Annotated in this window: 8 protein-coding genes; 3 read left to right on the forward strand and 5 right to left on the reverse strand. The window is 73.8% G+C overall.

All coding sequences use genetic code 11. From position 1 onward, the window contains the following. Positions 1-24 precede the first annotated feature (24 nt). Both ACUJ8O_RS07460 and ACUJ8O_RS07465 read left to right on the forward strand, forming a co-directional pair. Positions 25-1,686: an L-lactate permease gene (locus tag ACUJ8O_RS07460; protein WP_020628227.1), complete on the forward strand. Its 1,662-nt coding sequence runs from the start codon at positions 25-27 to the stop codon at positions 1,684-1,686. Between the two features lie 79 nt (positions 1,687-1,765). Further along, the gene (locus tag ACUJ8O_RS07465) at positions 1,766-2,494 is read left to right on the forward strand and encodes a FadR/GntR family transcriptional regulator (RefSeq protein WP_036313468.1); all 729 of its coding nucleotides are present in this window, start codon (positions 1,766-1,768) and stop codon (positions 2,492-2,494) included. A gap of 58 nt (positions 2,495-2,552) precedes the next feature. Here the strand turns inward: ACUJ8O_RS07465 and ACUJ8O_RS07470 are convergent, their stop codons facing one another. Continuing rightward, a complete protein-coding gene (locus ACUJ8O_RS07470) occupies positions 2,553-3,050 on the reverse strand; it encodes a DUF456 domain-containing protein (RefSeq protein WP_257746623.1) in 498 nt (165 codons plus the stop codon). A gap of 44 nt (positions 3,051-3,094) precedes the next feature. Between ACUJ8O_RS07470 and ald the strand changes: the two genes are divergently transcribed. Beyond that, positions 3,095-4,237 carry an alanine dehydrogenase gene (gene ald, locus ACUJ8O_RS07475; RefSeq protein ID WP_152744086.1) on the forward strand — a complete coding sequence of 381 codons (1,143 nt, stop codon included), beginning with the start codon at positions 3,095-3,097 and terminating at the stop codon, positions 4,235-4,237. A 36-nt stretch (positions 4,238-4,273) separates the two neighbouring features. Here ald and pdxT read toward each other — a convergent pair whose 3' ends face one another. From pdxT to ACUJ8O_RS07495, 4 genes are all read right to left on the reverse strand, one after another. Next, positions 4,274-4,909, reverse strand: a complete 636-nt coding sequence (gene pdxT, locus ACUJ8O_RS07480; RefSeq protein WP_445373281.1) for a pyridoxal 5'-phosphate synthase glutaminase subunit PdxT — start codon at positions 4,907-4,909, stop codon at positions 4,274-4,276. A 42-nt stretch (positions 4,910-4,951) separates the two neighbouring features. Continuing rightward, positions 4,952-5,896, reverse strand: a complete 945-nt coding sequence (gene pdxS, locus ACUJ8O_RS07485) for a pyridoxal 5'-phosphate synthase lyase subunit PdxS (protein ID WP_036313496.1) — start codon at positions 5,894-5,896, stop codon at positions 4,952-4,954. Between the two features lie 115 nt (positions 5,897-6,011). Next, positions 6,012-6,497: a DedA family protein gene (locus ACUJ8O_RS07490; RefSeq protein ID WP_036339675.1), complete on the reverse strand. Its 486-nt coding sequence runs from the start codon at positions 6,495-6,497 to the stop codon at positions 6,012-6,014. Between the two features lie 51 nt (positions 6,498-6,548). Further along, positions 6,549-7,394 (reverse strand): HpcH/HpaI aldolase/citrate lyase family protein, encoded by an 846-nt coding sequence (locus ACUJ8O_RS07495; protein ID WP_445373282.1) that lies wholly within the window; start codon positions 7,392-7,394, stop codon positions 6,549-6,551. Positions 7,395-7,409: the final 15 nt, after the last annotated feature.

Below are 7,409 nucleotides of genomic sequence, written 5' to 3' on the forward strand. Positions count from 1 at the left end.
CCCCTCGCCCACCGGGAGACCCCCGTGCACACCTTCACCCCCACCCCCGATGCCGCCGGCAGCGTCGCGCTCTCCGCCGCGCTCGGCGTCCTGCCCCTGCTGACGTTCTTCGCCACCCTCCTCGGCCTGCGCCTCAAGGCCTGGCAGTCGGGACTCGCCGCGCTCGTGGTGGCTCTGCTCGTGGCCGTGCTGGGCTTCCACATGCCGGCCCACCTGGCGGCGCTGGCCGCCGCCCAGGGAGCGACCTTCGGCCTGTTCCCGATCGTCTGGATCGTCGTGATGGCGCTGTGGTTCTACCAGGTCACCGTGCTCTCCGGGCGATTCGACGACATGCGCGCGATCTTCGACTCGCTCGGCGGCGGAGACATCCGCATCCAGGCCGTGCTCATCGCGTTCTGCTTCGGCGGCCTGCTCGAGGCCCTCGCCGGCTTCGGCGCCCCCGTGGCCATCACGGCCACCATGGTGCTCGGCCTGGGTGTGCCCCCGCTGCGGGCGGCCACCGCCGTGCTGCTGGCGAACACCGCGCCCGTGGCCTTCGGCGCCGTGGGCACCCCCATCACCACCGCGGGCACGCTCACCGGCATCCCCGCCACGCACATCGGCGCGATCGTCGGCCACCAGGCCCCGTTCGTGGCCGTGTTCGTGCCGTTCCTGCTCGTGTTCATCATCGACGGGCTGCGCGGCGTGCGGCAGACGTGGCCGGCACTGATCGTGATCGGCGCGAGCTTCGCCGTCGCCATCTGGCTGGCCTCGACCTACTTCTCCTACGAGCTCACCGACGTCGTGGCCTCCCTGGTCTCCCTCGCCGCCGCCGTCCTGCTGCTGCGCTTCTGGCGGCCGCGGGGCGCCGAGGAGGCCCGCCAGCGCCTCGACGCCCCCGCCCGCGCGGCGGCGCAGGACCTCACCCCCGGCCGGATCTTCATGGCCGTGCTGCCCTACATCGTGGTCGTGGCCGTGTTCGCCCTGGCCAAGCTGGTCCCCTCGATCACCGCGGCCCTGAACTCCGCCACCGCCAAGATCCCGTGGCCCGGGCTCGACGGGCACCTCGTCGACGCCTCCGGCGCGCCCCTGGCGAGCACCGTGTACAAGTTCGAGTGGCTGGCCTCCCCCGGCACGCTGCTGCTGATCGCCGGCCTGATCATGGCCGTGGTCTACTCCCGGTTCGACCACGACGGCCGGTTCCCGCTCTCGGTGGGGAACGCGCTCGCCGAGATCGGCCGCTGCTTCGCCCGCATGCGCTGGTCCGCCCTGACGATCGTGATCGTGCTCTCCCTGGCCTACGTCATGAACTTCTCGGGCCAGACGGTCGCCATGGGCACGTGGGTGGCCGGCCTGGGCGCGGCCTTCGTGTTCCTGTCCCCGGTGCTCGGCTGGCTCGGCACCGCCGTGACCGGCTCGGACACCTCCGCGAACGCCCTGTTCTCCACCCTGCAGCAGACCGCCGCCACGAACATCGGCGCCGATCCGGCCCTGCTGGTGGCCGCCAACACCTCCGGCGGCGTCGTGGGCAAGATGATCTCCCCGCAGTCCCTGGCGATCGCCGCGACGGCGGTCGGCATGGAGGGCCGGGAGTCCGAGATCCTGCGCCGCGTGGTGGTGTGGTCGCTCGTGCTCCTGCTGGCGGTGTGCACGCTCGTGTACCTGCAGTCCAACGTGCTGGCGTGGATGCTGCCGGCGGCGGGCTGACCGCCTGCACCACCCGAGCGGGGCGGCGTCCGTCGGTAGGATGGACGGTCGCCGCCCCGCCCCCTCGGAAGGTCCGTCCATGACCGCTGCCCCCGCCTACACCATCGTGCTCGACTGGCTCGAGGCCGAGCTGCGCTCCGGCGCCGTGGTCGTGGGGGACAAGCTGCCCGGCGAACGCACCCTGGCCGAACGCTTCGGCATCTCCCGGGCGTCCGTGCGGGAGGCCACCCGGATGCTCGAGGCCATGGGCCTGATCCGCGCCAGCGCCGGCTCCGGGCCGAACTCGGGCGCCGTCGTCGTCTCCGAGCCGTCCGCGGCGCTGGGCTGGGCGCTGCGCCTGCACATCGCCACCCGGTCCCTGCCGATGGCCGACGTCGTCGCCGCGCGCGTGCTCCTCGAGACCGATGCGGCGCAGGCGGCCGCCGCCACCTCCGGCGACCCCGAGAGCGTCGCCGTCCTGGCCGAGGTGGAAACCCTGCTGGACCGGATGGACGACCCCGCGCTGCCGGAAGAGGACTTCCACCTGCTCGACACCGAGTTCCACGTGCGGCTGGCCACCCTGGGCGGGAACGTCGTGACGGCGATGATGCTGGACTCCCTGCGCCAGGCGACCATCGGCTACGTGACCGAGACCGTGGCCGGGCTGTCCGACTGGCCCGCCGTCCGCGCCGGCCTGCAGGCCGACCATCGGCGGATCCTCGCCGCCTCCGCCGCCGGGGACGGCCGGGCGGCCGCGCAGGAGCTGCGGGAGCACGTCCTCGGCTTCGCCGCCCTCGCTCAGACCGGCAGGGTGCCCGCCGGCGGCTGAGCCGGCGAAGGGTCCGACGAGCACGCGGGGGTCCCGCCGGACGGACGGCTCCGGCGGTTCAGGCGGTGACGCCGTGCACCAGGGCGCCCACGCCCACGGCGGTCAGCGAGCCCAACGCACAGCAGAACTCCACGAGCATGCCCACACCCATGGCCGTGAGCGCGCCGATCGAGCTGCTCAGGGCGGCCCGGGCGTCCCGGGTGCGGGCCCACTGGGAGGCGAACAGGCCGACGGCGAAGCCGAGGAACAGACCCACCACCGGGATCACGAAGAACCCGACGGCGGCGCCGGCCACCCCCCACAGGATCGGGCCGCGGGTGACGCGTTCACGCCGCAGCCGCCGACCGGTCAGCACCGCGGACGCGCTCAGCCCCGCCACGGCGAGACCGGCCGCGATGACGCCGAACGTCCAGGACGCGGGGGAGCCCAGCAGCGCGGCCCAGCCGAGAGCCGTCACGAGGTTGAGCAGCGAGCCGGGCAGGACGGGATACACGGTGCCCACCAGCCCCACCAGGAGCAGGAGCACGGCCACGAGGGAGATCAGCGTGGGAGTCACCGCACCAGTATGACGGGACGGGCCGGATGGGCTAGATTCGCCGCATGCTGGTCGCTGTGCCCACCGAAGTGAAGAACAACGAGTTCCGTGTGGCCCTGACGCAGGGCGGGGTCCAGGAGCTGGTGCGCGCGGGCCACCAGGTCCTCGTGCAGTCGGGGGCCGGCGCCGGCTCCGGCGCCTCGGACCAGGACTACCGCGACGCCGGCGCCGAGCTGGTCGACGACGTCGACGAGCTCTGGGAGCGCGCCGAGCTGGTCCTCAAGGTCAAGGAGCCGCAGCCGGAGGAGTACGGCCGCCTGCGCCGCGGCCAGGTCCTCTTCACCTACCTGCACCTGGCCGCCTCCCCCGCGTGCACGCGGGCGATCCTGGACGCCGGCACGACGGCGATCGCCTACGAGACAGTCACCCGCGGCCGCTCCCTGCCGCTGCTGGCCCCCATGAGCCAGGTGGCCGGCCGTCTGGCCCCCGCCGCGGGCGCCTACCACCTCCTCCAGCCGCAGGGCGGCTCGGGCGTGCTGATGGGCGGCGTGCCCGGCACCCGCCGCGCCCGGGTGGCCGTGATCGGCGGAGGTGTGGCCGGCGAGGCGGCGGCCGTGATCGCCGCGGGCATGGGCGCGGATGTGACCGTCCTGGACGTCTCCCTCGAGCGGCTCGCGCAGCTGGACGCCGTCCACCAGGGCCGGATCCGCACGCTGGCCTCCTCCCACCTGAACATCGCCGAGACCGTGGCGGACGCGGACCTCGTGATCGGCTCCGTGCTGATCCCCGGCGCCGCGGCCCCGAAGCTGGTGACCGCCGAGATGGTGGAGTCCATGCGGCCCGGCTCCGTGCTGGTGGACATCGCGATCGACCAGGGCGGCTGCTTCGAGAACTCGCGGGCCACCACCCACCAGGATCCGACGTACCTCGTGGGGGACAAGATCTACTACTGCGTCTCCAACATGCCCGGCGCCGTGCCGCAGACCTCCACCTCGGCCCTGACCAACGCGACCCTGCCCTACATCAAGCGCATCGCCGACCTCGGATGGCGTGCGGCGCTGGCCGCGGACGAGGGCTTCGCGCGGGGCCTCAACGCGCACGACGGCGTGCTCACCCTGCCCTCCGTCGCCACGGCCGTGGCCGACGAGCTCGGCCTGGACCCCCGGAAGGACGTCCGCGTCACCTCCGAGGTGCTCGCGGAGGCCTGAGCCCCGCGCCCGTCGCGCGCGGGGCCGGCCGGCCGCTCAGAGCCCCGCGAGGAACGCCCGGTGGAAGGACCGGTCGCCGGTCACCTCGGGGTGGAAGGCCGTGGCGAGCAGGTGGCCCTGCCGCACGGCCACGGGCAGCCGCGCGTCGCCGTCGAGCCCCGGGTCCGCCGCGGGCACGGACAGGCGCGACGCCGGTACACTCGCCAGGACCTCGACGCCCTCCCCCGCCTGGACGACGGCGGGGGCGCGGATGAACACGGCGTGCACCGGCTCCGCCGCGACCGCGGGGATGTCCAGGTCCTCCTCGAACGAGTCGACCTGCGCGCCGAAGGCGTTGCGCCGCACGGCCACGTCCAGCACGCCGAGCCCACCCTGATCCGGCGCCGGGTTGCGGATCTCGCGGGCCAGCATGATCAGCCCCGCGCATGTGCCGTAGGCGGGCAGGCCGTCGCGGAGGGCGGCGATGAGCGGGTCCTTGAGCCCCATGATCCGGGCGAGGCGGTCCATCACGGAGGACTCGCCGCCGGGCAGCACGATGCCGTCCAGACCCTCGAGGTCCGCGGGGCGGCGCACGGGGCGCGTGCGCGCGCCGAGGGACTCGAGCACGTGGGCGTGCTCCCGCACGTCGCCCTGGAGGGCGAACACGCCGACGGTCTTCTGTGGACTCACCATGGCCCCGACCCTAGGGCCTCCGGGCACCCGGGACTCCGCGGCTCACCAGCCGCGCTCGGCCAGGCGGTGCGGGGCGGGCAGGTCGCCCACGTTGATGCCCACCATGGCCTCGCCCAGGCCGCGGGAGGCCTCGGCGACCGCCATCGGGTCGTCGAACTGGGCGGTGGCCTTGACGATGGCGCGGGCGCGCTCGGCCGGGTTGCCGGACTTGAAGATGCCGGAGCCCACGAACACGCCGTCGGCGCCCATCTGCATCATCAGGGCCGCGTCGGCCGGGGTGGCCACACCGCCGGCGGTGAACATCACGACGGGCAGGGCGCCGGTCTCGGCGACCTCGCGCACCAGCTCGTACGGCGCCTGCAACTCCTTCGCGGCCACGTACAGCTCATCCTGGGCCAGGCCCTGGAGCTGGGCGATCTCCTTGCGGATGGTGCGGATGTGCTTCACGGCCTCGGAGACGTCGCCGGTGCCGGCCTCGCCCTTGGACCGGATCATGGCCGCGCCCTCGGTGATGCGGCGCAGGGCCTCGCCGAGGTTGGTGGCGCCGCACACGAAGGGCACATCGAAGTCCCACTTGTCGATGTGGTTCACGTAGTCCGCCGGGGAGAGCACCTCGGACTCGTCGATGAAGTCCACCTTGAGCGCCTGCAGCACCTGGGCCTCCACGAAGTGGCCGATGCGTGCCTTGGCCATCACGGGGATGGACACGGCCTCGACGATGCCGTCGATCAGGTCGGGGTCGGACATGCGGGCCACGCCGCCCTGGGCGCGGATGTCGGCCGGGACCCGCTCGAGCGCCATGACGGCCACGGCACCGGCGTCCTCGGCGATGCGCGCCTGCTCCGCGTTGACGACGTCCATGATCACGCCGCCCTTCATCATGTCCGCCAGGCCGCGCTTGACGCGGGTCGTGCCGGTGCCGCGGGCGCCGTCGTCGGCGGCGGAGGCGGTGGAGGCGGAGAAGCTGCGGGCGCGCTCGTCGCTCATGGTGGTCCTTCCGAAGGGGTGGCGGCCCCGGCCGCGGGGCGGCTGGCCGGGGCGAAGACGCGGCCAACTCTAGTCCCCCGGCGGCGGACCCCGGCCCGCGTCACGGACGACGACGTCACCCGGCCCCGTGCCGGCGCAGCGTACGGCGTCGGCGCCAGACGACGAACGCGACCACGGCCGCGAGGATCAGCACGAGGGCGAGGACGCCCCGGCCCTCTCCGAGCGCCGCGCCGATGACGGCCCACACCACGGCCATCCCGACGGTCCCGTACACCACGCCCCACAGGAACGTGCCGAGCGCGGCCGCCGGCAGGAACCGGCGCCAGGGCATGCGGGCGACGCCGGCGGAGCCGATCACCGCCGTCTGGATGCCCACCGTGAGGTAGCAGAACGGGATGGCCCACACCCCGTGGCGCTGGATGAAGCGCTGGGCTCGGACATAGACGGGACCCTCCATCACGCGGGCGAACCAGCGGGTCCGCTCAACGCCGGAGGCCAGCCCCCGCCCGAGCGAGAACACGATCAGGGTGCGCAGGATCGCCAGCATCCAGAAGAACCCGATGGACCACAGCAGCGGCAGCCCGTCGATCCACGCCATCATGGGCGGAGCCACCCGTCGGTGCGGGGACTCAAGCGCGCGCCCCGGCCGTGCTCACGCGTTCCAGAGCCCGTACGAGTCCGCGAGGTCCGCGATCTTCTGGGCACGCAGCACGCGGGGCAGGTACGAGCCGTCGCCGACGGCGGCGCCCTGAGCATGCTTCTCGAGCAGGTCGCGGGCCCACGCGAGCTCGTCCTCGGACGGGGACATCGCCCGGTTGACCCAGTCCACCTGATCCGGGTTCAGGACGAGGCGGCCGGTCATGCCCATCGAGGCGGTGACGGCGCAGGAGCGGATGACCGCGTCCTCACCGTCCGTGTTGCCGGGCGGTCCGTCGATCGCCCCGGGCAGACCGCCCACGCGGGAGGCGATCACCATGCGGGAGCGGGCGTAGGCCATGGCCAGCGGGTCCTCGCCGACGCCGACGTCCTTGCGGAAGTCGTTCACGCCGAAGGCGAGACGGAACGTGCCCGGCGCCTTGGCCACGGCCGTGGCGTTCTCGATGCCCAGGGCGGACTCCAGCAGGGCGATCACCGGGGTGCCGGCGCGCAGACGCATCGCGGTGAACGTGACCTGCTCCGGCTCCTCGGTCTCGGCCAGCACGACGCCGCGCACGCCGTCGAGGCCCGCGAGCGCCTCGAGGTCCCGCTGCCAGTGGTCCGTGGAGGTCGCGGAGATGCGCACCCACGCCGTCATGCCGCCGGAGAGGGCGTCCACGACGTGCTGGCGGGCCGCGTCCTTGCGCTCCTCCGGCACGGCGGCCTCGAGGTCGAAGATGACGGAGTCGGCCTCGGAGGCCAGGGCGGGGGCGAACGCGTCGGGGGTGGCCGCGTTGACCAGCAGCCAGGAGCGGCTGAGCTTGGCGGGCAGGGCGGCGGCGCGACGGTTCCTCACGGGCATGGCCTCCAGCCTAGC

Source organism: Micrococcus sp. EWR3.9.1 (genome assembly GCF_052615555.1).